The sequence below is a fragment of the SAR324 cluster bacterium genome (assembly GCA_029245725.1).
Classification (GTDB): domain Bacteria; phylum SAR324; class SAR324; order SAR324; family NAC60-12; genus JCVI-SCAAA005.
Genome location: JAQWOT010000046.1, coordinates 1 through 2,258, shown reverse-complemented (window position 1 = coordinate 2,258; position 2,258 = coordinate 1). Strand labels below are relative to the sequence as shown.

The following is a 2,258-nucleotide window of genomic DNA, read 5'->3' as shown; positions in this document are numbered from 1 at the left end:
CATCACAAGACTCTCTCTCGCTGGTTGGTGCAAGCTGCCCAAGTACTCCCAGCAAGCCCACCACAGACCGAAGCCTGCTCCTTCATCGAAATCGATGAACTCTGCACTTTGATCGCTAAAAAAAGTCCCAATGTTGGCTCTGGCTAGCGGTGGACTCCATCTTTGGCAAGATCCTCGGCTTTGTCTGTGGAAGAAGAACGATCAAAAGAGGTAGGGTCCTTTGAGAGCAGATCAAGCACCTACCGACGATGGGCTCTGGCACGGACTTGCTGAAGGCCTACGAGGATTTCATTCCACAGGCCAAGCATTACGCGGGAAAGACCTTCACCACACAAATCGAATCACTGAACTGCTGACTCAGACATTATCTAGCCAGGCTCCATCGTAAAACGCTTTGCTACAGCAAATCAAAAACGATGTTGGAAGTTTCTTTGAAACTGCTCATCCATAAGCTAAACAACCCTTAAGCTCCAACGCCCAGAAAAGATGAGGGAGCGTGGCACACACTCAGAATTGGCAGCACAGTTCTCAGAACTAAGTGAACAGTGCCACCACTACATCAACAGCGAAGCGGAAGCAGAGTGGTTGGTGATATGAATTGGGTTCTGCAGCATAGAAATTTCTGTTTGCGGTTTGAAAGCATGGAGTACTTACAGATTTGTGCTGGTGATTTTACTCCACATCGCTTAAGGGTGCAGGAGTGTGCACATGAGTAATATACTGAGAGGTATACAGCAGGCACTGGAAGCAATACGCATTGAAACAGAGGCAGCTGACTGGCAACTGCGTTTGGATATACTTCAGCTGATACCAAGCACTAGTGAATCCGTAGTTGCGGGAGCATGCAAGCAGGCAGAACCTGAAGTGAAGCAGGTGAAGCAGACAGTAGCTGTACCTAAGACAAAGTGGGTGAAGCGTTATGTGTATGTAGCCAAGCCAGCAGCTTCAGGTAAGCAGAAGCAGGCTGATATGGATGACGGTGCTAGGTTACGGCAGCAGCGACAGCAGTTGGCAGCAGTGCAACCCAACAAGCCGTTACATCTACAACAGTAATTGCTGAATGCTGTAAGGCTTTGACTGCAAATTGAACGATTTGAGTGGGGAACTTGTCGAGCACATAACTTTATAAAGCTGGCACAGCAGGCTATGCTGGAATCTCTCTCAACTCACCCTGTCGTTTCTTAAATCGTGTTAACACGATTTAGTCGTCGATTGACGACTCCATCTTCTCAAAACACCTGTTCAACAAATCTTTTTCTTAATCCTCAATCTCTCAACTTACCGGTTGTCCATCTCCTCCTATGACCACAAGCTGTATGTGAACACTTGCAGGAGGTACCATGCAACTGCTGAAATCACTCAAGCTCGTCCACTACGAGCATCCAACCCACCGCAATCCACGCCTTCACCGCCGACACAAGCTGTTAGCCAAGCTGGCTGAACAACTCCAACTTGCTAGAAACAGTGATTACCAACCTACCAAAACCCAATACGTTGCTGATGCGGAGGGCAACCTGACTCCCGTTCAACGTACTAAACGCATCCGTCGTTGGTGGAGTGTTAAAGCTGATGGCACCGTCCAACTCGCCATTCGTTATGGGAGTAAGCCACTCGAACTGGCAAAGAGTAAGAATGCTGTTGAAATAGTCAGTGAGTCAGAACTGGTTGGAACACTGGAGCAGATACGTGCGGCTGTGGAGCAGGGAGAATTTGATGAACTGATTGAGTTGCAGGCAGCTTGGCGAAATCGTGTTAACACGATTAAGGCTGAGAAGTTAAACTAGTTTGGGTTTGAGTGTGCTTGCTGCTAGTGATGGCACTGGCACACTGAAATAAATTAACCGTTGTGTGCTAGTTGAATCAGATTTCAACTGACTTAAGGGCAGTGTTATTTGAATGATGCACATCTGTTACAAATCGGAAATCTATGGCTGTAAATAACTGAAAATAAATATGAAAAAACCAGAGCTTTGTAGTCGTAAAGCAGTGGGGGATTGGAGTGATGCGTAATCCGGATCACACAGGCCTCCCAGTGGGCGCTGATCACCAGAATTTGTTTAGGTGCTTCCAAGTCCTGCGAGAGCTGCCGCAGTTGCTGAATCAACTCAATATGATTAGGATTGGCCCTGCAAGGTTAGGGGCCTCCCCTATGAGAGAGGAAAACAACCCGAGTCATTTACAGAGTTAAGGAGATGGGTGGAGTTTGCGGATCAGCTCTTAAAGAGTTTCTTGAGATTCAGATTGGGATCGGAGAGTTC

Annotated in this window: 3 protein-coding genes and 1 pseudogene; all 4 read left to right on the top strand. The window is 47.4% G+C overall.

All coding sequences use genetic code 11. The features are described 5' to 3' along the window. The first annotated feature begins 220 nt into the window (after nucleotides 1–220). The 4 genes and pseudogenes from P8O70_01870 to P8O70_01855 all read left to right on the top strand — a co-directional run bounded on the left by P8O70_01870 (nucleotide 221) and on the right by P8O70_01855 (nucleotide 1,784). Nucleotides 221–388, top strand: coding sequence for a hypothetical protein (locus tag P8O70_01870; GenBank protein MDG2195631.1), 168 nt, complete (start codon nucleotides 221–223; stop codon nucleotides 386–388). Then, nucleotides 318–467, top strand: a pseudogene (locus P8O70_01865) (IS1 family transposase). The gene P8O70_01870 and the pseudogene P8O70_01865 overlap by 71 nt, the downstream one beginning before the upstream one ends. A gap of 241 nt (nucleotides 468–708) precedes the next feature. After that, complete coding sequence (locus P8O70_01860; protein ID MDG2195630.1) at nucleotides 709–1,053, top strand: hypothetical protein; 345 nt, start codon at nucleotides 709–711, stop codon at nucleotides 1,051–1,053. A 287-nt stretch (nucleotides 1,054–1,340) separates the two neighbouring features. Beyond that, nucleotides 1,341–1,784, top strand: a complete 444-nt coding sequence (locus P8O70_01855) for a hypothetical protein (protein MDG2195629.1) — start codon at nucleotides 1,341–1,343, stop codon at nucleotides 1,782–1,784. Nucleotides 1,785–2,258: the final 474 nt, after the last annotated feature.